The organism is Tundrisphaera lichenicola, from assembly GCF_051175385.1.
GTDB classification, from domain to species: domain Bacteria; phylum Planctomycetota; class Planctomycetia; order Isosphaerales; family Isosphaeraceae; genus Tundrisphaera; species Tundrisphaera lichenicola.
This window is the reverse complement of sequence record NZ_CP195106.1, coordinates 253,941-278,961: the sequence shown is the minus strand read 5'-3', so window position 1 is coordinate 278,961 and position 25,021 is coordinate 253,941. Positions and strand designations below refer to the sequence as shown.

The following is a 25,021-nucleotide window of genomic DNA, read 5'->3' as shown; positions in this document are numbered from 1 at the left end:
CGGAAGCTTACTGAATCCACGGGCACTTTCCAGGGTCAATGCGACATCAGGCGTTCCAGGGCCCCCGGCTTGTCGTGGATGGCCAGGCGGTCGATCATCGTGGAGCTGGCCTGGTTGAGCCCGATCAGGTCGACCGACGCGCCGGAAGCCCGGAACTTGAGGACGACCTTGTCGAGCGCCGTGATCGCCGAGATGTCCCAGAAGTGGGCGTGCGTGAAGTCGATGACGACCCGGTCGAGGTCTTCCTTGAACGCGAAGGCCCGCGTGAAGGCCTCGCAGGAGACGAAGAAGATCTGCCCGGTGACGAGATAGACCCGGGTCCGCCCGTCGTCCTGGAGTTCCGATCGGACGTGGACCAATCGCTCGACCTTCATGGCGAAGAAGAGCGTGCTGAGCAGGACGCCCACGAGGACCCCCTTGGCCAGGTCATGCGTCGAGACGACGACCACGACTGTTGCCAGCATCACGAAGCTGGAACTCCGGGGGTGCGTCACCATCGCCTTCAGCGAGGCCCAGTTGAAGGTGCCGATCGAGACCATGGTCATGACCGCGACCAGGGCGGCCATCGGGATCCGCCGGACCCAGTCCCCCAGGACCAGGATCAGGAACAGCAGGAAAACCCCGGCGAAGAGGGTCGAGAGGCGTCCCCGGCCGCCGGACTTCACGTTGATGACCGACTGGCCGATCATCGCACACCCGGCCATCCCGCCGAAGAAGCCGGCGACGATGTTGCCGATCCCCTGCCCCGAGCACTCGCGGTTCTTGTCGCTGGTGGTGTCGGTCATGTCGTCGACGATGGTCGCGGTCATCATCGATTCCAGGAGGCCGACCACCGCCAGGGTGGCCGAGTACGGCAGGATCAAGCGGAGCGTCTCCCAGTTCAGCGGGACCTTCGGCAGCATGAAGACCGGGAGTTCGGACGGGAGGTGCCCCATGTCGCCCACGGTCCTGAGATTCAGGCCGGCGATCATCGAGAACGCGGTCAGCCCGATGATGCAAACCAGCGGCGAAGGCACCGCCTTGCTCAAGCGGGGGAAGAGATAAATGATCGCCAGGCCCGCCGCGACCATCGGATAGACCTGCCAGCCCCGCCCGATGAGCTCGGGCACCTGGGCCAGGAAGATCAGGATCGCCAGCGAGTTGACGAAGCCCGTGACCACCGATACGAGAGACGAAGCGGATCAGCGAGCCGAGCTGGAACAGCCCGGCCACGACCTGGATCACGCCGGTCAGGATCGTGGCCGCCAGCAGATATTCGAGCCCGTGGGCCTTCACCAGGTCGACCATCACCAGCGCCATCGCCCCGGTCGCCGCCGAGATCATCGCCGGTCGACCGCCGACGAACGCCGTGACGACCGCGATGCAGAACGACGCGTAGAGGCCGACCCTGGGGTCGACGCCCGCGATGATCGAGAACGCGATGGCCTCGGGGATCAAGGCCAGGGCGACGACCGTGCCCGCGAGCAGATCACGCCGGACATTCGAGAACCACTCGGCCCTCACTCTTTCCATGAACATCACAAACTCTCTCTGGACAAAGATCCGGGGCCGTCCCGAAGCTCGGGATCGGCTATCGAAAAAAACGACGAGATCAATCGGCGATGAAATCGAGATCCTCCCGCCCCGAGCCGGGGAGGAGTTCTCGGAAGAGGCGAAGGGCGGCCCACGGCCCTGGACGCACCGCAGGCGCGACGGGAGGACCCGCTCAATCCCCGGGAATGCGGAAGATCAGGGCGGAGTCGGGCGGCAGGGGAGCGGGGAAGGTCTGCAATCGTGAGCAAGCATGGGGAGGAGAATCTTTCGAAGGATCGGATGAATCGCGAGCAGGTCCGCGATGGCGATGGATCGAAGGGGCGAGGACAGTTCGGGAGTTTTCAAGGCTGCAAACATCTCAACAATCACATAATCTCATCCAAGCGAAGAAACCACGAGTCGCCGCAGGGGCACCTGAGGCCCTTCCACGGTGGTAGAAGCCTACAAGATGAGGCCCATCCTTGCAATTGCAATCGAAAGTCGACCGGCCTGCCATCGGGGCCGGATGTGCCCCGGTTTTCCGAGGGTCGAGGTCGGCGCGGCAAGCTCCGAAAGGCAACGGCAGCCGATCCCCGGAACGACCCTCATAAATCTGGCGACACCCTCGGGGACAGTTGGTTCGGGGCAGGATCTCCGCTCAAACCACCGGCAGATTGCCGCCCAGGATAGGGCATGCTAGGCTGCGCCTCGGCACTGACCCCCGAACGAATCCACCCCGAACCGATTGCACTGGAGGGAATTCGATGTACGACATGAGCCATCTCAAGAAGCTGAAGACGCTCGGCCAGCTGGCGCCCGCCGCGTGGGAGGGCTTCGAGTCCTTCGACAAGGCCGCCCTGGCGGACGGCGTGATCCCGGCCAGGACGAAGGAACTGATGGCGGTGGCCGTGGCCTTGACGACGCAATGCCCCTACTGCATCGAGATCCACAGCAAGAAGGCCAGGGCCGCCGGATGCACCGAGGCCGAGATCGCCGAGACCGTGATGGTCGCGGCCGCCCTGAGGGCCGGGGCCGCGATTACCCACGGCACGCACTGCCTGGCTTGATCGAGCTCAAGTATCTCCACAACCTCATATCGATTACTGAATTCCGGAAAGCTCGAAGGGCCTCGGCCGGGGTATCCGTGCCCAAAAATCCCGGTCCACCTACTCCCATTCGAATTTTAGTGGGGACAGAGTGCCGTCGGATGACGCCGATTGATCAGGAATGGGTGGATGATGCCCCGCATTCCGGGACGCCTCCCGTTCCTGCTCCATCGGGTGGTGGTGATGACCGATACGACCGAACTGGTGCTGTTGGGATCGGTGGCCCTGGGCCTGATCGTGTTCCGCCTCCATCGCTACCTCCAGGCGCGAGCCTTGCGGAAGGCGAACCCGATCCACCCCCCCGAGGGTTATTTCGTGCTCGATCCGGCGAGCCCAACCCGGGAAGAGCGGAATCAACAGCTCCTGGGATGGAACGCCACCAGCTTGCAGGCTCGATGAGCCGGATCAGGGAGCCGGGCTGAGGTCTCGGCTCCTCATGCGGATCGGAAAAAGGGGCATTTCCGATCCTGACAGATGGATACCGATTCAACCACGCACGGCCATCGGCTGGCACGACTCGGCGAACTCGGCCACAACCCGGTCAAACTGATCGTGGTGCTCGAGCAGGCCCATGTGCTTGGCCGGTGAGAGGGTGACCAGTTTGGCCCTCGGCACGTGATTGGCGATGAATTCCCCGGCTTCGGGCAGCGTCGTCGTGTCCTCGTCGCCGACGAAGACCAGCGTTGGGACGGGGATCCGGGCAAGGACCTCGGTGGCATCATAGGCGATCATCCCGAGCATCCCCCGGGCCAGGACATCGGGCCGGCCCAGCGGCATGAACCGCGAGACGAAGTTGAGTTGCCCGCGAGTCTCATTCCCGGAGAAGGATGATTTGTGGGTGGATCGGTGGGCCGAGCCGTTGAAATAGCTCATCCAGTTCATCAGCCAAGCCAGGGGCCAGAGTCCGATGGTGAGGTAGAGGAGCGGGATCACGACGGGCTTCTCGATGGCGGTGTAGAAACCGGCCATCGAGGTCGTCCGCACGGGATTGGTGTAAGACGTGTGGGCCAAAACCAATCCATTCACGCGGGTTCCCAACTTCTCGGGAAACAGTTTGCAGAAGGTGAGCGTGATCATCCCGCCGATGCTGTGCCCGACCAGGAGGGCCGGGCGGTCCCCCGCGAAGTCGAGCACGGCCTCGAGGTCGGAGGCGAGATTCTCCAGGCGGTAGTCGTTGTTATCCGGCTTCTTCGAGAGGCCAAGCCCCGGCTCGTCCCAGACGATCAGGCGAAACTGGTCGGTGAGGTGTCGCTTCTGATAGAACCATTCGGTGCTGTTTGCCCCCCAGCCGTGCGTCCAGATGATCGGCGGGGCATCCGCGGGGCCATAGCATTCCACCCGAAGTTCGCTACCGTCGGGCCTGCGGATCGTGTGGACTTCGCCCGTGCGATCGCTCGAGGGATCTTCGTCCTCCTCGGGGCCGAGCGGGAGGACACTCTTCTGTCGCTTCGGCTTCTGGCGACGGATCTTCTTGCTCTCCCGCTTCCCCGCAGGTCGGGGCGCGACCTTGCCCGCAGGCTTGCCCGACCTCAGGGTGAGTAACGACAGGCCGTTGCCGATCCACCTTCCCAACGTGGCCCAAAGAATCAGAGCGGAAGCGGCTGCCAGCTCGCCCGTCGGCTGATTCCAGCCGGGATCGAATCGGAAGACCCTCCGAGCCGATCCATCGTTGACGCCCTCCAGCACTAGCTCTTTCCACCGATCCGAGCCAACCTTCTCGCCTGCGGGGATCACGACTTCGACGAAGTGCGAATCGTCGTACCAACGCTTCAACAGGTAGATGCCGCCGGCTAGAATCGCGATCGAAAGCAATCCCCGGAACCACATCCCCAGGATGTTGAACGGCATGAACGGCATGGTACGGGCTCGGGTTCGAGGGTAACGGCCAGCTTCGAGGATAAAATAGGACGCCTCGTTGCGACCGAAGCTGGGATGCACATGCATTTCTAGTGCCGATATTCAGTGAGGGCGGCAGGATTGGTTCTTGGATTCCCATCGTCTCGGGATCGACAACGGCCATGAAACACCGCATGATCCGCCCTGGATCGGTTCTCCAGTCTCGACCCCACCCCCATGGGAGATCCGACCTGGGCCGAGACCATGCCGGGAAAGCTTGGCACGCTGGTCGAACGACGCCCGCGCGGCCACCCTAAAGAGAAAAAAGAATAAACCAACAACATAACATTACACAACAAAAATTATCAACATTATAATTCTCAAGAAACAAAGAAAGGGTTTTCCACACTTCAATGCCTTACTACATTATCAAGCCGTCAAGACCCAAGCCGATTTTTCGTCGTCAGTCGCGTCGCTGGTCACTCCCGGGGGTTCATTGCTCGGGCTGCGACAATAAATGGTCTATGGTTGGAATTAGTTACGCCAACATCAGCTTGGAAGGGTTCTCTCACTCCAATGATTATGCCGTTCATCGCAATGTTGAGTTTGGAGAATTTCTGAGACTTAGGGCACAACTAGAGCGTTGGCTTCCCTCCTCGGTCCCTATTCTAATGCCTGGAACTGACTTCGGACCATTATTCGGCCAGGCTTCCGGCTCAACTTCCGACTTCATCTGGCCTACCATGTGGATAGCTCTTGCTAGCCTTAACATTCTACCATATTTCAAACATTTAAATTTAGAAACCGCTAAAACAAGCAATGAACTGCACATTGAAGACAAATCATCACGTGATGTTGTGGAGTTGCAGGTCAGCTCGTTTTGCAGATTATCCAGTTCGATGAAATATCGCGATATCATCCCGTGCCCAGTTTGCGGGAGAGTCGAATATTCAAAGCCCCGCAATACTCCGATATCAATAGACCAGAAGAGCATTCCTCCAAATCACTTATTCAGAATCATGGAGCTTCCCACTCAGATCGTTGCATCTGATGAGTTTTTTGACGCTTGCAAGCGCAACAACGTTACGGGCATCGAATTCACCCCGATTTTTACCGAATGAGATAGGGCGTGCTCAAGGCGGGTATCGTTGCCTGAGATGAGGTCAAGATCAACGACATCCCAAGCCTGTCGCCCGACCCTCACCCGTCATGATTTACGCCATCACCGACGCGACCTGGGCCGTCATGCCAAAAGCATCAGGCCGGGTCGCCCGGGGGATGACTCCCCGGGCTCCGTCTATCTGGATCGTGGCGAGAAGATCGACATCGCCAAAGCGATCAACTTCCGCATCGGGTCTGAAAAGGACGTCGTGAACGACATCTTCGAGGAGATCGCGAAGCGTCTCATTATCCGGAGGCGCGGTTCGGATCATGCGGATTGAGGATTGAGGATTGGGGGTTCTCGACACCTCGATCGCCAGCAAACAGGCGACCCACAAACGGCAGGGGCTTAGGCCTGGTTCCTGGTCTTCACTCGCCTCGGGATCGGCGACGGCCATGAAACACCGCATGATCCGCCCTCGATCGGTTCTCCATCGTTTTCGGATGGACAAGCGTTTAGAATGGAGGGGATGCGATTTGTGGGCGGTTCCGGGGCCAGGTCCCCGGTGAGGTTCGACGGGGCCAGGCGATGGGACCGACGATCGGCGACGATACCCGGCGGCAGGCCGCTCTCTTCGAGCATGAGGCCGAGGCGGCCCCTCCGGTGGCGGTCGAGGGGCCTTTCGCGGGGGTGGTCTTCAACCGGCCGATCGACCAGATTTTCTCCTATCGGATCCCCGCCGGGTTGCGATCCGGGGTCGTGCCGGGCCAGCGGGTCAAGGTCCCCCTGGGTCGGGGCAATACCCCTAGCGTGGGCTACTGCGTCCGGGTGGACGACTCGGCGGAGGTCGACCCGAGGCGGGTCAAGGACGTGATCGAGGTCCTCGACTCCCCCCCCTTGATCGACGGGGCGATGCTGGACCTGACCCGCTGGATCGCCTCGTATTACGGGAGTTCCTGGGGGCAGGCGCTCGACGCCGTGGTGCCCGCCGGGGTCAAGAAGCAGGCCGGGACCCGGGTCTGGGTCTGCTTAACCGTCCCCGACTCGACCCGGGCCGGGCTGCTCGACGGGTCGTTGAAACTCACCCCGAAGCAGGCCGAGATCGTCGAGGTCGTCGCAAAGTCGGATGTCCCCCTGACGATCTCCGACGTCTGCAAGCGGGCCCGGTGCGGGACCGGCGCGGTGGATACCCTCCGCAAGAACGGGATCGTCCACACCGTCAAGCGGAGGATGGGCGCCTCGCCCCCCGAGGAAGGGGCCGAGGTCGAACGCCAGGCCCCTCCCGAGATGACTGCCGAGCAGAAATCGGCCCTGGAGAAGCTCGCCCCCGCGCTCCGGGGGGATAGCTTCGCCACGTTCCTCCTGCACGGGGTCACCGGCAGCGGCAAGACCGAGGTCTATCTGGGGGCGATCGACGAGGTCGTGGCCCGGGGCCGCGAGGCGATCGTCCTGGTCCCCGAGATCAGCCTGACCCCCCAGACCATCCGCCGATTCCGGAGGCGGTTCGACCGGGTGGCCGTGCTCCACAGCCACCTGAGCGAGGGGGAGCGGCATCGGCACTGGCGGAGCATCGCCGAGGGCGAGGTCCAGGTGGTCGTCGGGGCCCGATCGGCCGTCTTCGCCCCGACCCGGAAGCTCGGCCTGATCGTCATCGACGAGGAACATGAAGGCTCGTTCAAGCAAGAGACCGTCCCCCGCTACCACGCCCGGGACGTCGCCGTGAAGCGGGCGCAGCTTGAAGGCGTGCCGGTGATCCTGGGCTCGGCCACGCCCGCCCTGGAGACCTGGCGGAACGCCCAGACCGGCCGGTACACGCGGATCGCACTGGAGGAGCGGGTGGGTTCCCGGCCGATGCCCGAAGTGACGATGATCGACATGCGGTACGAGAAGCCGGTCGGCGTGGTCCTCTCGGCCCCGCTCCGGACCGCCATGACCGAGGCTCTGAACGACGGCGGGCAGGTGATCCTGCTGCTGAATCGCCGGGGATTCAACACCTATGCCGTCTGCGTGAATCCCGGCTGCCGGAGCGTGGTGAAGTGCCGCCACTGCGACGTGAGCCTGACCTATCACCAGGGGCGACGGAAGCTGGTCTGCCACTTCTGCGACGCCGAGCAGGAGCGGATCCCGACCTGCCCGACCTGCCGGAAGCTCCTCTATTACGGCGGGATCGGCACCGAGCGGCTCGAGCGCGAGGTCCGTATCGCGTTCCCCGATCAGTCGATCCGCCGGATGGACTCCGACACGATGCGCGGGCACGGGAGCCACGAGAAGGCCCTGGCCGCCTTCAAGGCCGGCGAGGTCCGGATCCTGCTCGGCACCCAGATGATCGCCAAGGGGCTGGACTTCCCCAACGTGACCCTGGTCGGCGTGGTCGACTCCGACACCGCGCTGCACCTGCCCGACTTCCGGGCCGCCGAGCGGACCTTCCAGATCGTCACCCAGGTGGCCGGCCGAACCGGCCGGGGGGACCGACCGGGCAAGGTCCTGGTCCAGACCTTCTCCCCCGACGTCCCGGCGATCGCGCACGCCCAGCATCACGACTACATGAACTTCGTCGCCGGAGAGCTGCTCGACCGCGAGAAGATGGGCCTACCCCCATTCGGGCGTCTGGTCCGCCTGATCGCGAGGGGGGAGGATGCGACGGCGGTGAAAGCCTACCTCGAAGAGTTGCACGCGGCCCTCCAGCAGGAAGCCTCGAACCTGGTGGTGATCACCGCCGTGGTCCCGGCCCCGGTGGAGAAGATCCGCAACCTCTACCGCTTCCACCTCCGGATGCGCTGCCCCTCCCCCCGCCCGTTGCAGGACCTCCTGAAGGCCGTCCCCCCCCGGTTCCCCCCGCCGAACGGCGTGGAACTGGCGATCGACGTCGATCCTATGAGTATGCTCTGACTCTAACCCCGAATGATGATGCCGGAGCGGTCCAACTCCAGGAAAGAGTCCGATTGGAACCCGCGGACGAGGTCCGGAATGAGGGATGTCAAGATTCGCTCCAGCTCGAGGTTGCTGATATTACCAGTCGAGATCAGCAAGAGCTTTCGCGGTCGCCCCGACAACAGGTGGGAATTGACGAAGTCCGCGTCCTTGGTAATGACCACCCTTTGTTCACGGTTCGAGGCTTCAATGATTTGAGTATCGGTCGTCCTATTGCCATCCGGGAGATCGAGGGTATGGACGGCGTCAGCACCACCAGCGATCAGCCATCCGACCATCCGCCTGGGTAGTTGGGCGTCGATCAGGAATCTCACGATGTTACCGGAAACATCCGCTTGGATCGTGTCAACCTGGCGGCGAATGCGAGGGCCGCTCGGAGGTCATCAGGCTCGAGGTCCGGATAATCCGCGAGTACTTCGTCGTATGCCATGCCCGAGCTGAGCAGTTCCAGCAGGAACTCGACGGGATACCTCAATCCCCGGACGCAAGGCTGCCCGTGGCAGACGGCTGGGTCGATCGTGATCCGAGAAAGTAGTGGATCCATGGCGGCCATCCTACCAGAGCCGTGTCCTCGACGTCAGGGAAGAACCTCCGCTGGCAGTACTGCTCCGGACAGAATTCATTCCCGGGTCTAGCCAAGAGATGTCGACCGTTTCATCCGGGAACCGGGAGATCGAGGACGTTTCCACTACCACTCCTCGCTGATCCAATCGTTCGATTGACTCTCGATCGCGGAAGGATCGGGCCAGGATCACCCAGCCCGCCCTTCAGCGTCGCTCGGTCCCCTCCTGGATCGCGGCGGCTTCGCGGATGGTGGGCCAGGCGAAGAGCTTGAGGCCGGCGTGGGGGATCACTCGGGGAATGGTGCTGAGGTCGTCGGAGACGATCGGGGGGAGGACCGGTCGACCGTCGGCCCAGTAGCCGAGGTGGCGGAAGGCGTCCCCCTTGTCGGTGGCCTCGTCGAGGGTCTTGCCGGCGAAGGCGGCGTCGATGGTCAGGTCGGCCATCCTCCAGAACCCGGCGGTGTCGAAGGCGTTGACCTCGCCTTGGGCCATCTGGGCGGCGGGCAGGAGGCCGTCTCCGGTGTCGAACCGGGGGAGCGCGGCGGTGGGGGCGAAGTGATTCGAGTGGAACTGCGAGTGGCCCCGGAGGTCGGTCCGGTAGAGGACGAACTTCTTCCGATCGTTGGGGATCGCGGTCGTCCCGGCGAAGATCTCGCGGGCCCGCTGGTCGCCGACGACCAGGTCCCGCTGGCCGGCGACGACCACCAGGAGGGTCGAGGCCGGGACGTTGGCCAGGTCGGGCTTCTTGGACTGGAAGACCTCGCCGGGGAAGATCGCGACGACGGCCTTCGGGTCGGGCAGGTCGGCCTCGGCGGCCACCGCGGCCATCTGGGCGGCGAGGTTACCCCCGGCGGAGTGGCCCATCAGCGCGAACTTCGAGCGATCCGGCCGGACGTGCGCGGGCGAGGTCTCCAGGACATCCAGGGCATCGCGTACGGCGGTCAGGGCGTTGGGCAGGAAATTGGCCGGGGGGGTCGACCAGTCGCGCTGATAGCGCGGAGCGATCACGATCTTCCCGTTCCGGGTGAGATGCTCGATCCAGGCCCCGTAGACTCCGGGATTGACCGCGAACCAACCGTGGTTGAAGACCACCACGGGGGCCGTCTTGGGCGACGGTTCGGCGGGCTCAAACAGCCAGTAGGAGAGGGGTCCGTCACCCAACTCCATTCGACGAACCGCCTTGTGGGGATAGACCCGGGGTTCGTCCTCGCCGGTCGCCGGGCTCACCGCCAGCGCGAAGCACGATAGGATCACCAGGGCCGACACCCTCCGGGTGCGCGGCCCGACCGTCCAGGAGGTGTGATTCATGGCATCCATGCCTTCCAGGTGGTGACGACGACCGCTCGAGATCAGCGGTCGACGGGGGGTCTGATGGGTCAGTTCCTAGGAATCTTCGTGGTCCGGTCCGCCACCGATTTCGGGCGGGCCGCGGCGGCGGGTTTGCGGGCCGGCTCGGCCGGTTTGGAGGCCCGATCGGTCGGGGCCGGGGGATAGATCGTCTCCAGGACCGGCGACGACCAGATCCCGTGCCTTTCATTGCCGGGGAAGAACACGGCCTGGTCGAGCTTCAAGCTGGTCAGCGAGGTGAAGCCGAGGACGCAGAGCGGGAACTGCTCGATATTCTCCATGTCGGCCAGGAGAACGGGCTCGGAGAGGACCAGGCCGGCATGGCGGAAGGCCTTCTCGGCCATCTCGACGCAGTAGAGTTCGCGATCGTCGGTCGACAGCTCGTAGTCGAAGGGGACCTGCTTCTTGTAGACGTCGTGGAGGTATTCCACCACCTTGGTGATCCGCCCCTGGAACTCGGGCTTGAGCCGCTTGACGCCGAAGGCCCCGGTATTATCCAGGATCCAGATCTTCAGGGGCTGGCGGCGGACGCTGGCCTTGGTCGTGTCATAGACGATCGGCTCGCCGTCTTCGAAGACCACGGTCCCGATGTGCGAATACTGGCTCCCGCTGACATTGGCGATGAACCGGCTGAAGGGGAAGAGCCCGCCCAGGATCCGGGCATCGCCGCGTCGGAAGAGGATGTCCCCCGACTTGAGGACCTTGCGGCCCCACTGGTCCCACTGCGTCATGGCGGGGGTATCGGGGATCGGCGGGAGCTCGCCCGACTTCCTCATCGCGGTCGCGACCGGTCCCCAGGGATTGCCCTGGAAGCCGGCGGGGACGAGCCGATCGGTCGGTTCTTTGCCACCGTCGGGATTGCCATTGAAGGCCAAGATCAACCAGAGCAAGAGTCTCATGTGGAGAGATCCTTCTGACGCGCCGGGTAACTCTCCGAGGAAGGCTGTCAAAAGCCCAAGGAGATCCCGTGCGATGAGCGAGCGATTGGAGGGCGACATTCGCGAGATCCTGCCCGATCCGGTTCGGCCTCCGTCGAGTCGGAGGGAGACAGGTCGGGAGGTCGCCGTGGGCCAGGGCCATCTCGGGATGACGGGCCGCGGCTGGACGGCCGGGGACTCCCATTTTATCGCCGAACCGAACCATTCGCCAAGTCATCGTGACGAATTTCGAGATCAGCACAAGATCAGACTCGACGCAATTCCCGCAGATTCCCGCCGAGCCTGTCAGGCCTGAACGATTATCGGGATCGCGAGGCCGGGAAACTTTCCGGACAGGATGCAAAATCTCTCCAGTTCGCGGGTCGACCGGTCGATGGATCTCTGATAAGTAAAGGATTCGACAAGGCCAGTTGGGGGCCCGACAACCCGTGCCGGATTCGCAAGGATGCGAACCGAATCGGTTCAGGTCGGGCCTCGGGGGCATCATAAGTCGCATGCGCACAGGACGGCGCGTTCACAGGCTGATCTGGCTCCATGCGCTCTTCGTGGCGCTGGCCGGTGCTGCGCCGATCTCGCCCCGAGAGGCCCCGGCGGGTCTGCCGGTCCGGATGACCTTCGAACTCAGATGGTCGGTCCCGGTCCTGCCCGATCTTCCCGAGCCCGAGCACGTCCCGGCTATTCCTGGCCCGATCGAGTTGACGATGGGCGCCGGCGTGGTGAATGAGGTTGTCCCCTGGCCGACCGGCCCGGCCTGGGAGTCCCGGCCCGATGGGTCCTGGCGGCAAACCTTCGTGAACCAGGGCCAGGCCCGGGTCCGGGTCGAGGCCCCTCTGGCGGCCGAGATCACGATCCGGGTCGCCGATCAGGTCGCCCGATTGACCCTGGCCTCGCTCCTGGAAGGTCCGCACCATTCCGGGTCGCCGGCCGTCGGCGAGATCAAGGTCGAACGGCTCGCCTGGGATGCCATCCAGGCCGACCTCGCGGGCGACGGGACCCTGGAGCCCGGGGCGGCGGTCCCTCTCTCGGTCTCCTTGAACCTCCTGACCCCGGAAGCGGCCGACGTGGCCGTCCGGTGCTCGGCCGAGCTGAGGCCGGCCCGAGGGGGCGACCCGATCTGGCGTGACGATTGGAAAGAAGTCATCGCCACCAACTCCCTGGAGCCCGCCCGCCATCCCCTGATGGTGACCGCGAAAGGCCCCGAGGGGACGTACATCCTGGAGATCAAGACCTCGTGGGAGCCGATGGGCGACCCGGCCGGGTCGAGGCTCGGCCGATGGCTTCGCCGCCGGAGAAACCCCTCGCAGACGACCTCGGCGAGCCGTCGTCTCTCGGTGGCGATCCTCGGCCCTCGATCCCCGGCCTCGCCAACCCCGACCAAGGGAGATTCGGGCGAATCCGAGGTCGACGCGATTGACCTGACCCGGGCCTGGGGACAGCGGCCCTCCGCCACCGGGCGTTCCCCCCTGGCCGAGCCCGGCCGAACCACCTGGCTGGTCCCCGACGCCGCGATGGTCGACCCTTCGGTCCGCGACCGGCTCCGGGGCTGGATCAAGGGGAATGCCACGGAACCCTCGACGCTGGCCCCGGCCGACTCGGGGGGCCTGGCCTGGTCGGCCGTCGGGCTCCGGGTCGAGAACCCGGAGCGGCCCCACCGGCTGACCCTGACGGTAACCGGCGGGCATCCCTCATCGCTCGGCGTGGCGATGGTGGCCGGCGGTGGGCCGGGCAGTCCGGGCCGGGTGGTGCTCGACGCCTGCGTTTCCGGGGCGCCAGTCCTCGACGGCGGCCCCCCGGGGACCTTCTCCTGGCCGGTCTGGCCCGACGCGGAGTCGCCGGTCCTGGTGATGGTGAATCGCGATCGGGCGGCCTCGGTCCGGATCGGCTCGATCTCCCTGACCGAATTGACAGACCTGCCGGCCTCGGCGGCCCCCCGGGGACCCGACCGGTCGCTGGGGATCCACCTGGCCGGCCTCCGGTCGCTGGCCCGCTTCGGGGGCGGGAACGAGCGAACGATCGACATCCTGGCCCAGGGGCGAAACCTGTCGACTTATCTGGCCCATTGCGGGGCCTCGACCGTGATCCTGCCCAACGGACTGGCCGATCGCCAGCGTCGGCGGGCCCTGAGCGGCCAGGCCGGGGAGGATTCCACCGGGCCTGACCGGCTCGACCTGATGCTCCGGATCCTGGCTCGTCGGGGCTGCTCGGCCTGGGTCGAGGTCGGTTTCGGAGGCACCCTGCCCGGCCTCCCCGCGCCCAATTCGCCCGAGGCGATGGCGGAGGGACTGGTCCGGCTCGACCGCAAGGGGCTGGCCGATGGGCCGAGCTACCACCCGATCCACCCGAAGGTCCGCGAGGCCATGGCCCGGAAGGTGAGGGCCGCGGTCGAGCCCCGGAAGGCCCGGCCGAATCTCCTCGGCGTGCTGGTCCGGCTCGGCCCGAGCTCGACGCTCCTGGGCGGGCCCGACACCGGGCTCGACGACACCACCTTCGCCCGGTTCGTCGACGACGCCTTCGAGCCCGGCCTCTCGGCTCGGGTGCCCGGCCAGGATCCGGGCGACCCCGGCCGGTTCGAGGCCCGGGCGAAGTACGTCGAGGGGGCCGGGCGGCTCCCCTGGCTGGCCTGGCGATCCCGCGAAGTCGCCGGCGTCTACGCCGGCCTGGCCGAGGCCGCACGGTCGGCCTCGCCCGGCTCGACCCTGGCCGTCGCCACCCCGGGCCTCGAACCCGGGCCGGCCGGCGAGGAGGCTCGCCGGGTCGACCTGGCCGGACTCGGGCCGAGCCAGGCCTGGCGAGGGGTTGGCCTGGACCTGACCGCCTGGCCCGAAGGCGAAGGGGCCCCGGTGATCCTCCGAGGTGTGGGCCTGTCGACCGGCGACCTGGGCCACGACCTGGCCACCAGCCCCGAGCTGGACGAACAGGTCGCACCCCGGGCGGGTCGGGGCGTCCTGGTGGGCGTCGAGGGGCCGGTCGACGACCCGGCCGAGTGGAATCAGGCCCCACTCCGGCTCACCGCCCGACCGATGGCCGAGGGAGCCTGGGGCGACGAGCCCCTGGGCCACGCGATCGCCGCGATCGACGCCCGACGGGTGATCCTGGCCTCGACCAGCGTTGCCGGGCAGGAGGAGCGAATCCGCCGGTTCGCCCGGGTCTTCTCGCCCCTGCCATCCCCGCCACCCGGCCCCCCCGGGCCGAGGCTTCCCTCGGGCGTGGTCTCCCGGGCGGTCCGATCGGGGCCGAACACCTACCTCTCGATGGCCAACGACACGCCCTATCCGATCCTGCTGGAGACCGCCTTCGAGGCCCCCGCCGACGCCTCGGTGGAGGACCTCGGCAGAGGGATCCGGCTGGAACCCGAGCGAGAAGCGGGGGTGGCCCGGCTGGTCCTGGAACTCCCCCCCTTCGGCGTGGCCACGGCGAAGGTCGGTTCGCCCGCGGTCAAGGTGGCCTCGGTCACGCCGTTCCCCGGCCCGGCCGTACTGGACGGGATGAAGGCCCACTACGACGACCTCTGGGCCGCCCTGGGCCGCCTCAACCGGCTCCCGGCGGGCGACCCCAACCTGACCCTCTCACGGTCCGGCCCCTCGAACGCGGGGTTCGAGCCCGATTCGGTCCTCCTGACCACCTCCCGCCCCTCGACGACCATCCCCGGCTGGGAGACCGCGACGGGGGGTGGCCTGGTGGAGCTGGACCGGGACCGTCCCCGATCGGGGCGGGGGAGCCTCCGACTCGACGCCCGGAATGGCCCGGCCGGGGTCATCAGCACCCCATTCCACCCCGATGGGCGCTCGACCCTGGCGATCCACGCCTGGTTCCGGGCCGATCCCCCCGACACCAAGGTCCGTGTCCGGATCGACGGCCAGGCGGAGGATCGCCCGTATGCCCGTCAGCTCGACCTGACGGCCCAGGCCGACTGGGCCGAGACGACCATCCGGGCCACCCAGCTCCCCGAAGGAGGCCTGGATTCGGCCCGGCTCCGGTTCGAGCTGCTCGGCCCGGGTCGGCTCTGGATCGACGATGTCTCGGTCCGGGGCGACGCCCTCAGCGAATCCGAGCGGCTCAACGCCCGACGCGACCTGATGGCCGCGCTCTCGGCCTACCGCGACAAACGCTACTCGGACTTCGCCCGACTGGCCGGCTCTCACTGGACCCGGTACGTCTCCTCCGGCCCGGCCTCGACCGTCGGGGCGGGCGACCGATCGGGCATGATCCGGACCGGCGACGCATCCGCCCTTCCGCCCGGCAAACGCCTGCGGTAAGATCGGGCTCGACGCGGGATGGAACGATGGGGAGGAGAGGAGGGTCGTCGGGCCTGGGCCCGGATCGGCGCTCCGTCGCAATCCTTCACGGAGGAGGAATCCGGGTGTTCGTCGCTTGCAACACGCTCTGCTTCTCGAAAGAGCCGCTCGAGAAGGCCATCCGGCACATCGCCGACCTGGAATTCCGCAAGATTGACCTGGCGATCGTCGAAGGGGGGACTCACCTCCAGCCCTCGGAGATCGCCGAGAACGTCGACGCCGCCCACGGCCGACTCCGGGACGCGCCCAGCATGACCCCATCGGCCTACGGGGTCGATTTCGGCGACGCCGACGAGGCCACGGTCCGGAAACGGTTCGAGGCGATCTGCCGGCTGGCCAAGCTCCAGACCGTCGCCGTGATCACGATTCCCGCCTCGCCGCTGGGGACCCCGTTCGACGACGAGGTCAAGCGACTGGCCGCACTGGCCGGACATGCCATGCGCCAGGGCCTGGTCCTGGCCCTGATGACCGACTCGACCACCCTGACCTCCGACCCCGGGCAGGCCGCCGAGCTCTGCCGGGCCGTCCCCGGCCTGGGCCTGACCCTCGACCCCAGCCACTACATCCAGGGGCCGCTGGCCGGGGGCAATTACGACGAGGTCTTCCCCTTCGTCCAGAACGTCCTGCTGAGGGACACCGGCCGAAAGCCCGGGGAGTTCCAGGTCCGGGTCGGCCAGGGAGAGATCGAGTACGGCCGGATCGTCAACCTCCTCGAGCGCAACGGCTACGTCCGGGCCCTGACCGTCTCGATCCTCGACTCGTTCGACAACCCCTTCGAGGTCGAAGTCGAGGTCCGCAAGCTCAAGCTCCTGCTGGAGAGCCTGATCTGAGGAGGAAGCACACGGCCTTTAATCGAATGTTCCAGAAAGGTCGATCCGTCAGTCCTCGTCATCGAGATCAACCACGCGAATGCCGGAGGATACGACGAAAGCGAGAGCGTCCCAGATGAGCGAGTCTCCCTGGTTAGAGCCCTGATCCCCCGACGGGAACCGCCTGACTCTGCCCTCGCATGAACAAGATCCATGCCACGGAAGGTCCGCGAGTTGATCGGAGACCTGGAGCAAGCCAGATTCGTCGATCGCGGCGGAAAGGGTAGCCGCCGCAACTTCGAGCCTCCCAAGGGCGATCGGGGCACGCTTTCCGGACAGCCGGGCGACGACGCCAGGCCCTATCAGGAGCGGGAAGTTAGGCGAGCGACGAGGTGGCCCGGTCATGACCGAAGCCGCGAGACACGTCAAAATCGTGGAATGGTCGGAGGAGGATGGGGCTTTCGTCGGGCAGTGCCCCGGGATCATCGGCCCTTGCTGCCACGGTATGGACGAGATCGAGGTCTATCGAGAACTCTGCCGGATCGTGCAAGATTGGGTCGAGATCGCCCAACGAGACGGGAAGCCCCTGCCGCCGCCGACCGCCGGTTCGGGTATTGCCCAGCGGATCGCCTGATCGCCCCCGACTCGCGAGGAGGATCCGTAGACCATGTGGACCACTCGCAGCGAGCGATGGGACGGGGGGCGACTCCTGAAGTTCGAGATCGTCGCGGGAGGGTCGCCTCTCCCGTTTCGGGAGGCCTTGGATCTCTGGCGGGACGAAGCGGACTTCCGGACTTTCTTCCTCGGGTTGCTGGCCGAAGCTCCATTCTCGGCATTCCGGTGGGAGACTCCCCCGGTGTCGGATGTCACGGCGGCTCGACCATTCGAGTTCGTCCTGATCGACGAACCGGGCTTGGCCGGGCGATCCGATCCCGGTGCGTTCGCGGATCATTTCGGGGCGACCGAGCCGAATCGGGAGGCCATCGCATTTCCCAACCTGGGTCGCGATGCGATCCTCGTCGTGCCCCGTCCCATCGCGCCGCGGGAGGCCTACGGGCATCTTGCGGCGTTCGTCCGCAAGGCCCCGGAATCGCAGAAGCACTCGCTCTGGGCCCTCGTCGGGATGGCGATGATCGAACGCCTCGGAAAGTCGCCCGCCTGGCTCAGCACGGCCGGGGCGGGAGTGCCCTGGTTGCATGTGAGGCTCGACGATCGGCCCAAATATTATGGGTTCCGGCCTTATCGCAACTTCGCCTCGTGGCCGGTCAGTGTCGCACGTTGACCGCCTTTCTTCTATCATAAGCATGTGACGCAATTGGTTGCCAATCCCCAAGATCGTACCGACTGAGCCGCACCATGGACGACCTCTCTCGCTTCTGCTGCCTGAATTTCGAGTGCTCAGAATACGGCAAACGTGGAGCCGGAAATCTCTCGGTCACCAGTCGGTATGGCCCAGATAAGGCCCGACGCATGCTCCGCTGCCGGGCTTGCAAGGCTCGTTTCTCCGAGCGGAAGGGGACGCCGCTCTTCGACTCCCGACTGCCTCCGGAGAAGGTCGAGACGGTCCTGGAGCACATCGCCGAGGGATGCGGTGTCCGACAGACCGGGCGGCTCTGCAAGGTCGATCGGGGCACGGTCGGCCGCCTGAGCCGGATCGCTGGTGATCATTCCCACGACCTCCACGACGAGTTGGTCGCGATTTCCCCCCCTCACTCGCGAGGCCCAGTTCGATGAGAAGTGGTCCTTCGTCGCCAAGAAGGAGAAGAATTGCGACCAGACCGACCCGGCCGATGACCGCAAGGGAGACACCTGGGACCATGTCGCGATCGATGCCGAGAGTCGGTTGGTGATCGGCGTCGTGTCCGGCGAGCGGACGGCCGCGAACGTCGTCGCGGTGGTCGATGACTTCAAGCGACGCACCGGGGGAAGGCTGATGGACCTGATCACCACCGACGGCTATCAGGCCTACGAGAATGCGATCCTCGAGGCCTATGGGGAGACGATCACGCCGCCCCGGACCGGCAAGCGAGGCCGGCCCAGGGCCCCTTACAAGGTCGAGCCGGTGGGCCTGACCTATGCCGTGGTGGAGAAGACGCGAGAGAGAGGCCGTGTGGTGGCCATCGCCACGCGGGTGATCTTCGGCACGATGGCGGCGGTGGCCGCGACGTTGGGGATGTCCAGGGTGAGCCGATCGATCAACACATCGTTCGTGGAGCGGCAGAACGGCACGGACCGGCATCGCAACGCCCGGAAGGCTCGCAAGACATACCGATTCAGCAAGGACTGGCGGCATCACGAATCGGTGACCTACCTGACGATGTACGTCTACAATTTCTGCTGGCCGGTCCGGACCTTACGGATCAAAGACGACCAGGGCATCTGGCGGAAGAGGAGTCCGGCGATGGCGGCCGGGCTGGCCGATCACGTCTGGTCAATTCCCGAATGGCTGGCCTTCCCATCCGTGCGACAATGATCGGCCACAAGGCAACTTCGGGCCTTCGTCGTGAATTGAATCCGGGGTGTCGGACGATCAACCCTCGCGATACTTCGGCCGGCAATCAATTCTCCGGAGGCAGAGTCGTTCCGAGCGGCAAAGCTCCGACGCTCCGGATGAATGAACCCGGGGATTGACACGATCACTGGAGCTTCGAGGGGGCGGCGATCGGGGCCTTGGGCTCGTCCTCGACCCGGCCCTTGGAGAATACCAGGCCCCAGAGGATGATGCCGCCGATGACGACGGCCGCGAAGGGCAGGCCCCACTTGTCCAGGATTCTTTGCACGGGAACACCGGCTTTCCGCGGCCAGGCCGCTCCGGGAGGGCGGGGCCACGCCGTTTGCAGGCCCATCGATTTCATCGTAACACGGCCCGAACCGATTCGATCAAATAATTCCCAACATTTATATTTAATAAATTTTTCGGGTCTTTCTCGAACCCGTCCGGGGCCGGGTATCGCTTGACGGGGCGGACGGGAGGGCCATAATGGAGGGTATCGCCTCGCGTGTCGCCCTTCCGTGGTCCGAGGAACTGGCATGCCGTCGCAGGGGTGGTCCCGCCATCACCGTGCCCGCATCCTGGGGATCAGCCTGCTGATCCTGAGCCTCCTCCATGCGCCCTGGCCCCAGGCCGATTTCCACAACGTCCGGCACCAGGACGGGCCCGGCCAAGTCTGCGAGTATCACGACCACCTGCTCCGCTGGCATCCCGACGCGGGCCGGGCGGACGACGTGGCGATCCTCCACTGGCACTGGTTCCTCCCCTCTTCGGGCCCGGTCGAGCCCGGCCACTCCGGGGCCGGCCCCCAGCTTCACGCCCACGTGGCCGGCTGGGACGCGCCGACGCCCGAGGTCGGTCCGATCGTCGTGCCGGACCAATCCTCGAATCCTCTCGACTCGCTCGATTCAGGGCCGAGTCTGGCGACCGGGGATGCCGCTTTCGCGATTCCCGGCACTCCGCCCTGCCCTCCTCCCAACTTGAGGTCGGCTCATACCTTCGGCGCCACCTTTGCGCCCGGAATCTCGTTCTCCTCCTGGCTCCAGCGCTGGTCCTGCTGAGCCCACCCTCCCTCGACCGATGACGAGGAACGTCCGGGACTTCCAGCCCCGATCGTCCCACCTCGCCATCTTTTCGTCGCCCTCGATCCGATGAATATCGACCGAACTCAGGGGACGTTCGAGGCCCTTGTGCGTCGCCCCAGCCCGCCGGAGATCGGCCGGGCGGGCCGTCGCGTTAGCCTCGTACGAGGAGGTTGCGAATATGCGGCTGGCGGTACCGGTAAGATCGCTGACGAGCAGTGTGACCGCGTCGAAGATGCCCGCCGTCTGGGTCATCGGGCTGGTCCTGGCGATGATGGCCCTGGTGGCGGCGGCCGAGCTGACTCACGACCGGCTCTTTCATCGGGAAGGATCGGCATCGGCGGGGCAGCCGAGCCGGGCCGAGGCCCCGGCTGAGGCACCCGGGCCGGGCTTCGACCCGGCCACAACGGTCGTGATGGCCGTCGGCAAGTTCGAGTCGGCCGGGATCCAGGTCGAGCCGGCCCGCGAGGTCGAGATGCCTCGCGAAGTCCAGGTCACCGGGAAGATCGAGGCCGACGCCACCCGCCGGGTCGACCTGCATCCCCAGGCGCTCGGCATCGTCCGGACGGTGCCGGTCCTGCCGGGGACCAAGGTCCGCAAGGGGGACACCCTGGTCGTCCTGGACAGCCCCGACATCGGCTCGGCCCGGCTCCTGATCCGCGAGCGTCAGCGGGCCCTGGCCACGGCCCGCGTCGAGGCCGACTGGCGGGCCGAGATCGCCTCCAACACCGAGGCCATGATCGACCAGCTCCGCAAGGGGACCCCCGCCCAGGAACTGGCACGGACCTTCGCCTCGCGCCAGCTCGGCGCATCCCGGGGCACCCTCCTCTCGGCCTACGCCGACCTCGAGAACGCGGCGCATGAAGCCGACAAGATGACCACCCTGAACCAGAAGAAGATCATCGGCGAGCACCCGCTGTTCATCGCCCAGCACGCCCGGGAGTCGGCCCAGGCGAAATTCGATGCGAGCCTCGAACAGATCCGATTCGATGTGGCGCAACAGGACCGGATCGCCCGGCAAGCGGCCCGGAACGCCGAGGAGATGGTCGTCGACGCCGCCCAGAGGCTCCGGATCCTGGGCGTGCCCGTGGATGTCGACGACCTCCTGGCCCACCCCGAGAAGGCCTCGGCCCTCCCATCGGGGTCGGAGGACCTGACCGCCTACCCGATCCTCGCCCCCTTCGACGCCACGGTCGTCTCGACCGCGATCAGCATCAGCGAGCGGGTCGAGACGGCCAACATCCTGTTCACCCTGGTCGACGTCTCGAAGGTCTACGCCGTGGCCAACATCCCCGAATCCGACTTCTCCGCCCTGCCCGGCCTCTCCGATGGCAAGATCACCCTGACGGCCACGGCCTACCCGGGGCGGACCTTCGAGGCGAAGATGCTCTACACCGGGGCCGACGTCGACCCGATCACGCGGACGGTGCGCATGGTGGCCGAGGCCGAGAACCCCGACGGATTGCTCAAGCTCGGCATGTTCGCCACGATCGTGCTCGACACGCGGGCGATCGAGAAGGCGACCACCGTGCCGCTCAGCTCGGTCGTCGAGTTCGAGGGAAAGCCGGCCGTCTTCGTGCCCGGCAAGGAGGAGCGATCCTTCGTGATCCGCCCGGTCAAGCTCGGACGCGACGCCCAGGGGCGACAGGTCGTCACCGAGGGGATCAAGTCGGGCGAGCCGGTGGTCGTCGCCGGGGCCTTCCTGGTCAAGAGCGAGCTGATCCTGCAGAACGAGACCGACGAGGAGTGACCGGCCGAGGGGTGCGATCGCGTCGATCGATTTGCCCTCACCCGGACGCGGTTTTCCTCGAGATTTCCCGTAGGGCAGGGCTTGCCCTGCCAGCGTTGTTCTCCTCGGCAGGGCAAGCCCTGCCCTACTCAGAGAAACCGACCACTAGCCATTGACCCCAGGCTCGCCCATGCTCAATGCCCTGATCGAGACGGCGCTGCGGAATCGGTTCCTGGTCATCATGGGGACGCTCCTGGTGGCGGGGCTGGGGGTCCACTCGGCCCTGAGCCTGCCGATCGACGCGGTCCCCGACCTGACCAACGTGCAGGTCCAGGTGATCACCGAGGCCCCCGCGCTGAGCCCCCTGGAGGTCGAGACCCTGCTCTCGTTCCCGGTCGAGGGGGCGATGAGCGGGCTGCCCAGCGTCGAGCAAATCCGCTCGATCTCGAAATTCGGGCTCTCGGTGGTGACGATCGTCTTCCACGAGGGGACCGACATCTACAAGGCCCGCCAGCTCGTCGGCGAGCGGCTCACCAAGGCGGCCGAGGCGATCCCGCCCGGGTACGGCACGCCGATGCTCGGCCCGATCTCCACGGCGCTGGGCGAGATCTTCCAGTTCCAGATCAAGGGCAAGGGCTACAGCCCGATGGAACTCCGGACGATCCTCGACTGGTCGGTCGCGTATCACCTCCGGAGCGTCCCGGGGGTCACCGAGATCAACACGCACGGCGGCGAGCTGAAGACGTTCCAGGTCGAGGTCGACCCCAACAAGCTCGACCAGTACAAGCTCTCGATGACCGAGATCTTCAACGCCCTGAAGTCGAACAACGCCAACGTCGGCGGCGGCTACCTCGTCCACGAGGGAGAAGCCCGCTACATCCGCGGCGAGAGCCAGGCGCACCGGATCGAGGACATCTCCGCGATCGTCATCGACGAACGGAACGGGGTCCCCGTGACGATCGGGCAGGTCGCCAGGGTCCACCTGGCCCCAATGATCCGCGCCGGTCTGGTCACCCGCGACGGCGAGGGGGAGATCGTCACCGGGCTGGTCATGATGCTGATCGGCGAGAACTCGCGGGAGGTCGTCAACCGGGTCAAGGTCGAGCTCGACGAGATCCGCAAGACCCTGCCCCCGGGGGTGACGATCGAGGCGCTCTACGACCGGACCCACCTGATCGGGCAGACCCTCGGGACCGTCGAGAAGAACCTGACCGAGGGGGGGACGCTGGTCATCGTGATCCTGCTGCTGCTGCTGGGGAACATCCGGGGCGGCTTGATCGTGGCGATGGCGATCCCGCTGTCGATGCTCTTCGCGGCCAACATCATGTTCGCCACCGGGGTGACGGCCAGCTTGATGAGCCTGGGCGCGATCGACTTCGGCCTGATCGTCGACTCCAGCGTGATCATGGTCGAGAACTGCGTCCGGCGTCTGGCCCACGAGGGGGGCTCGCGCCCCAAGCTGGAGATCATCCGAGACGCGGCGGTCGAGGTCCGCAAGCCGACCATGTTCGGCGAGCTGATCATCGCCATCGTCTACTTGCCGATGCTCGCCCTCCAGGGGACCGAGGGGAAGCTCTTCCGGCCGATGGCCCTGACCGTGATCTTCGCCCTGGCCGGCTCGATGGTGCTCTCGCTGACCCTGATGCCGGTGCTGGCCTCGCTGGCGCTGGGCTCGAAGGTCCAGGAGAAGGAGGTCTTCCTGATCCGCTGGGCCAAGCGCATCTACGCCCCGCTGATCGACGGCGTGATCCGCCACCCGCTCGCGGTGGCCCTGCTGGCGCTCGCGCTGGTCGGCGTCAGCGTGCCGGTCGCCCTGAACCTGGGCGCCGAGTTCATGCCCAGGCTCAACGAGGGGGACCTCCTGATCGAGGCCGTCCGGATCCCTTCGGCCTCGCTCGAAGGGGCCGTGCCGATGTCGACCCAGATCGAGACCATCCTCGAGAAGTTCCCCGAGGTCCGGACGGTCTACTGCAAGACCGGCCGGCCCGAGATCGCCAACGACGCCATGGGCGTCCACCAGACCGACGTCTGGACGATGCTCAAGCCCCAGGAAGAGTGGCGAGCCGGGCTGACCCGCGACGGCCTGATCGAGGAGATGAACAAGGAACTCTCCGAGAACGTCCCGGGGGTGAAGTTCGGCTTCAGCCAGCCGATCGAGATGCGGGTCAATGAGCTGGTCGCCGGGGTCAAGAGCGACGTGGCCGCCCTGATCTACGGGCCCGATCTGGATATCCTCCGCCAGAAGACCCTCGAGATCGAGCGGGTCCTGGGCGCGATCCCCGGGGCCCAGGACGTCAAGGCCCCCAGCACCGGCCGCCTGCCGATGCTCCGGATCTCGGTCCGCCGCGACCAGCTGGCCCGCTACGGGATCAAGGCCAGCGACGTCCTCGACCAGATCGCCGCGCTGGGCGGCACGACCGTCGGCACGCTCTTCGAAGGCCAGAAACGGTTCGCCATCCAGGTCCGACTGCCCGAATCCTGGCGGAACGACCCCGAGCGGATCGGCCTGATCAAGGTGGCCGACCCCAAGGGGAACCCGATCCCGATCCGCGACCTCGCCGAGATCGCTTTCGAAGAAGGCCCTAGCGAGATCGAGCGAGAGAACGTCCAGCGCCGGACGTATGTCGGGGTGAACGTCCGTGGCCGCGACATGGCCGGTTTCGTGGCCGAGGCCCAGGCCGCGATCGACCGCAAGGTCGACCTGCCCCCCGGCTACCTGGTCCGCTGGGGCGGGCAGTTCGAGCACTTGCAGACGGCCTCGCAACGGCTCCTGATCGTCGTGCCGATCGCCCTGCTCCTGATCTTCCTGCTCCTCTACAGCACCTTCGGCTCGCTCCGACTGGCCCTGCTGATCTATCTGGCGGTGCCCACTGCGGCCACCGGCGGGATCTTCGCGCTGGCGGCCCGGGGGCTGCCGTTCTCGATCTCCGCGGGGGTGGGCTTCATCGCGCTCTTCGGGGTCGCGGTGCTCAACGGACTGGTCTGGGTCAGTTCGGTCGAGCACCTCCACGTCGAAGGGATCGAGCCCCACGACGCCGCCCGAGAAGCCTCGATGGTCCGGCTCCGGCCGATCCTGATGACCGCCCTGGTCGCCGGATTCGGGTTCATCCCGATGGCCCTGGCCACCACCCCCGGAGCCGAGATCCAGAGGCCCCTGGCCACCGTCGTCATCGGAGGGCTGGTCACCTCCACCTTGCTGACCGCCCTGGTCCTGCCGGCCATCTACCCCTGGTTCGCCGAGGAGCCCAAGGCCGCCGGCGCGTGAGGCACCGGGCTCCCG

At 66.1% G+C, this 25,021-nt stretch carries 20 protein-coding genes and 1 pseudogene; 13 read left to right on the top strand and 8 right to left on the bottom strand.

Annotation, left to right across the window (positions count from 1 at the left end; genetic code table 11):
* Positions 1-35: 35 nt before the first annotated feature.
* A pseudogene (locus P12x_RS01155) lies at positions 36-1,512 on the bottom strand (SulP family inorganic anion transporter).
* 764 nt (positions 1,513-2,276) lie between these two features.
* Between P12x_RS01155 and P12x_RS01150 the strand changes: the two are divergent.
* On the top strand, positions 2,277-2,579 hold the full coding sequence (locus tag P12x_RS01150) for a carboxymuconolactone decarboxylase family protein (protein WP_435008985.1): 303 nt from the start codon (positions 2,277-2,279) through the stop codon (positions 2,577-2,579).
* Between the two features lie 168 nt (positions 2,580-2,747).
* On the top strand, positions 2,748-3,017 hold the full coding sequence (locus tag P12x_RS01145; RefSeq protein WP_435008983.1) for a hypothetical protein: 270 nt from the start codon (positions 2,748-2,750) through the stop codon (positions 3,015-3,017).
* A gap of 87 nt (positions 3,018-3,104) precedes the next feature.
* Here P12x_RS01145 and P12x_RS01140 read toward each other — a convergent pair whose 3' ends face one another.
* Positions 3,105-4,475: an alpha/beta fold hydrolase gene (locus tag P12x_RS01140; RefSeq protein ID WP_435008981.1), complete on the bottom strand. Its 1,371-nt coding sequence runs from the start codon at positions 4,473-4,475 to the stop codon at positions 3,105-3,107.
* Positions 4,476-4,867: 392 nt separating this feature from the next.
* On the opposite strand from P12x_RS01140, the gene sitI6 reads away from it, so the two are divergent.
* Positions 4,868-5,575, top strand: a complete 708-nt coding sequence (gene sitI6, locus P12x_RS01135) for a SitI6 family double-CXXCG motif immunity protein (protein ID WP_435008980.1) — start codon at positions 4,868-4,870, stop codon at positions 5,573-5,575.
* Between the two features lie 93 nt (positions 5,576-5,668).
* Here the strand turns inward: sitI6 and P12x_RS01130 are convergent, their stop codons facing one another.
* Complete coding sequence (locus P12x_RS01130; protein ID WP_435008979.1) at positions 5,669-6,025, bottom strand: hypothetical protein; 357 nt, start codon at positions 6,023-6,025, stop codon at positions 5,669-5,671.
* A 119-nt stretch (positions 6,026-6,144) separates the two neighbouring features.
* Here P12x_RS01130 and priA point away from each other — a divergent pair, with 119 nt between their 5' ends.
* Complete coding sequence (gene priA, locus P12x_RS01125) at positions 6,145-8,445, top strand: replication restart helicase PriA (protein WP_435008977.1); 2,301 nt, start codon at positions 6,145-6,147, stop codon at positions 8,443-8,445.
* 2 nt (positions 8,446-8,447) lie between these two features.
* On the opposite strand, the gene P12x_RS01120 is transcribed toward priA, so the two are convergent.
* The 4 genes from P12x_RS01120 to P12x_RS01105 all read right to left on the bottom strand — a co-directional run bounded on the left by P12x_RS01120 (position 8,448) and on the right by P12x_RS01105 (position 11,296).
* Positions 8,448-8,801: a DUF5615 family PIN-like protein gene (locus tag P12x_RS01120; protein ID WP_435008976.1), complete on the bottom strand. Its 354-nt coding sequence runs from the start codon at positions 8,799-8,801 to the stop codon at positions 8,448-8,450.
* The gene (locus P12x_RS01115) at positions 8,798-9,031 is read right to left on the bottom strand and encodes a DUF433 domain-containing protein (protein ID WP_435008975.1); all 234 of its coding nucleotides are present in this window, start codon (positions 9,029-9,031) and stop codon (positions 8,798-8,800) included. The genes P12x_RS01120 and P12x_RS01115 overlap by 4 nt, the downstream gene beginning before the upstream one ends.
* 223 nt (positions 9,032-9,254) lie before the next feature.
* Positions 9,255-10,358 (bottom strand): alpha/beta hydrolase fold domain-containing protein, encoded by a 1,104-nt coding sequence (locus P12x_RS01110; protein ID WP_435008974.1) that lies wholly within the window; start codon positions 10,356-10,358, stop codon positions 9,255-9,257.
* A gap of 68 nt (positions 10,359-10,426) precedes the next feature.
* Positions 10,427-11,296 (bottom strand): YiiX/YebB-like N1pC/P60 family cysteine hydrolase, encoded by an 870-nt coding sequence (locus P12x_RS01105; protein ID WP_435008972.1) that lies wholly within the window; start codon positions 11,294-11,296, stop codon positions 10,427-10,429.
* Between the two features lie 533 nt (positions 11,297-11,829).
* Here P12x_RS01105 and P12x_RS01100 point away from each other — a divergent pair.
* The 6 genes from P12x_RS01100 (at position 11,830) to P12x_RS01075 (ending at position 18,912) form a co-directional block, all read left to right on the top strand.
* On the top strand, positions 11,830-15,591 hold the full coding sequence (locus P12x_RS01100; RefSeq protein ID WP_435008971.1) for a hypothetical protein: 3,762 nt from the start codon (positions 11,830-11,832) through the stop codon (positions 15,589-15,591).
* A gap of 104 nt (positions 15,592-15,695) precedes the next feature.
* Positions 15,696-16,460 carry a sugar phosphate isomerase/epimerase family protein gene (locus P12x_RS01095; protein WP_435008970.1) on the top strand — a complete coding sequence of 255 codons (765 nt, stop codon included), beginning with the start codon at positions 15,696-15,698 and terminating at the stop codon, positions 16,458-16,460.
* Positions 16,461-16,842: 382 nt separating this feature from the next.
* Positions 16,843-17,073, top strand: a complete 231-nt coding sequence (locus P12x_RS01090; RefSeq protein WP_435008968.1) for a hypothetical protein — start codon at positions 16,843-16,845, stop codon at positions 17,071-17,073.
* A gap of 33 nt (positions 17,074-17,106) precedes the next feature.
* Positions 17,107-17,721, top strand: coding sequence for a DUF6940 family protein (locus tag P12x_RS01085; protein ID WP_435008967.1), 615 nt, complete (start codon positions 17,107-17,109; stop codon positions 17,719-17,721).
* Between the two features lie 74 nt (positions 17,722-17,795).
* Positions 17,796-18,173 (top strand): helix-turn-helix domain-containing protein, encoded by a 378-nt coding sequence (locus P12x_RS01080; protein WP_435008966.1) that lies wholly within the window; start codon positions 17,796-17,798, stop codon positions 18,171-18,173.
* Positions 18,100-18,912: a hypothetical protein gene (locus tag P12x_RS01075; RefSeq protein WP_435008427.1), complete on the top strand. Its 813-nt coding sequence runs from the start codon at positions 18,100-18,102 to the stop codon at positions 18,910-18,912. Before P12x_RS01080 ends, P12x_RS01075 begins: the two co-directional genes overlap by 74 nt.
* Positions 18,913-19,075: 163 nt before the next feature.
* Here P12x_RS01075 and P12x_RS01070 read toward each other — a convergent pair whose 3' ends face one another.
* Positions 19,076-19,219, bottom strand: coding sequence for a hypothetical protein (locus P12x_RS01070; RefSeq protein WP_435008965.1), 144 nt, complete (start codon positions 19,217-19,219; stop codon positions 19,076-19,078).
* A gap of 250 nt (positions 19,220-19,469) precedes the next feature.
* Here P12x_RS01070 and P12x_RS01065 point away from each other — a divergent pair, with 250 nt between their 5' ends.
* From P12x_RS01065 to P12x_RS01055, 3 genes are all read left to right on the top strand, one after another.
* Entirely contained in the window at positions 19,470-19,991 is a 522-nt protein-coding gene (locus P12x_RS01065) for a hypothetical protein (RefSeq protein ID WP_435008964.1), read from the top strand.
* 202 nt (positions 19,992-20,193) lie between these two features.
* Positions 20,194-21,762: an efflux RND transporter periplasmic adaptor subunit gene (locus tag P12x_RS01060; protein ID WP_435008963.1), complete on the top strand. Its 1,569-nt coding sequence runs from the start codon at positions 20,194-20,196 to the stop codon at positions 21,760-21,762.
* A gap of 169 nt (positions 21,763-21,931) precedes the next feature.
* Positions 21,932-25,006, top strand: a complete 3,075-nt coding sequence (locus P12x_RS01055; protein WP_435008962.1) for an efflux RND transporter permease subunit — start codon at positions 21,932-21,934, stop codon at positions 25,004-25,006.
* Positions 25,007-25,021 lie beyond the last annotated feature (15 nt).

Excerpts from the sequence above, each read along its gene's own strand:
- P12x_RS01065 (WP_435008964.1), top strand. The coding sequence starts at position 19,470 with ATGCCGTCGCAGGGGTGGTCCCGCCATCACCGTGCCCGCATCCTGGGG.
- P12x_RS01055 (WP_435008962.1), top strand. The coding sequence starts at position 21,932 with ATGCTCAATGCCCTGATCGAGACGGCGCTGCGGAATCGGTTCCTGGTC.
- sitI6 (WP_435008980.1), top strand. The coding sequence starts at position 4,868 with ATGCCTTACTACATTATCAAGCCGTCAAGACCCAAGCCGATTTTTCGT.
- P12x_RS01105 (WP_435008972.1), bottom strand. The coding sequence starts at position 11,296 with ATGAGACTCTTGCTCTGGTTGATCTTGGCCTTCAATGGCAATCCCGAC.
- P12x_RS01080 (WP_435008966.1), top strand. The coding sequence starts at position 17,796 with ATGGACGACCTCTCTCGCTTCTGCTGCCTGAATTTCGAGTGCTCAGAA.
- P12x_RS01145 (WP_435008983.1), top strand. The coding sequence starts at position 2,748 with ATGATGCCCCGCATTCCGGGACGCCTCCCGTTCCTGCTCCATCGGGTG.
- priA (WP_435008977.1), top strand. The coding sequence starts at position 6,145 with ATGGGACCGACGATCGGCGACGATACCCGGCGGCAGGCCGCTCTCTTC.
- P12x_RS01090 (WP_435008968.1), top strand. The coding sequence starts at position 16,843 with ATGACCGAAGCCGCGAGACACGTCAAAATCGTGGAATGGTCGGAGGAG.
- P12x_RS01130 (WP_435008979.1), bottom strand. The coding sequence starts at position 6,025 with ATGCGGTGTTTCATGGCCGTCGCCGATCCCGAGGCGAGTGAAGACCAG.
- P12x_RS01140 (WP_435008981.1), bottom strand. The coding sequence starts at position 4,475 with ATGCCGTTCATGCCGTTCAACATCCTGGGGATGTGGTTCCGGGGATTG.
- P12x_RS01115 (WP_435008975.1), bottom strand. The coding sequence starts at position 9,031 with ATGGATCCACTACTTTCTCGGATCACGATCGACCCAGCCGTCTGCCAC.
- P12x_RS01085 (WP_435008967.1), top strand. The coding sequence starts at position 17,107 with ATGTGGACCACTCGCAGCGAGCGATGGGACGGGGGGCGACTCCTGAAG.
- P12x_RS01100 (WP_435008971.1), top strand. The coding sequence starts at position 11,830 with ATGCGCACAGGACGGCGCGTTCACAGGCTGATCTGGCTCCATGCGCTC.
- P12x_RS01060 (WP_435008963.1), top strand. The coding sequence starts at position 20,194 with ATGCGGCTGGCGGTACCGGTAAGATCGCTGACGAGCAGTGTGACCGCG.
- P12x_RS01110 (WP_435008974.1), bottom strand. The coding sequence starts at position 10,358 with ATGAATCACACCTCCTGGACGGTCGGGCCGCGCACCCGGAGGGTGTCG.
- P12x_RS01150 (WP_435008985.1), top strand. The coding sequence starts at position 2,277 with ATGTACGACATGAGCCATCTCAAGAAGCTGAAGACGCTCGGCCAGCTG.